Genomic DNA, 255 nt, shown 5'->3' on the forward strand with positions numbered 1-255 from the left:
TTGGCTGCAAAGATTTAATGATGAGATACCAGTATTAAACTTACCCTATGATTTTGAAAGACCTGTTATTAAGAGTTATGAGGGAGATAGTGTTAGTTTTGAATTAGATAAAACACTCACGAGTAAGCTGAAAGAACTTACAAATAAAACAGGTACAACAATGCATATGGTTTTATTGTCAGCATACACCATTCTTTTATCTAAATATAGCCAACAAGAAGATATAGTGATTGGTATTCCTATATCAGGAAGATT

The 255-nt window shown here is 31.4% G+C and carries 1 protein-coding gene; it reads left to right on the plus strand.

Going from position 1 to position 255, the window contains the following annotated elements; all coding sequences use genetic code 11:
• On the plus strand, window positions 1-255 hold a 255-nt coding region (locus tag ACVYAD_RS25265), incomplete at both ends, for a condensation domain-containing protein (RefSeq protein ID WP_476428314.1).

This window comes from Lysinibacillus sp. G1-3 (genome assembly GCF_056322905.1).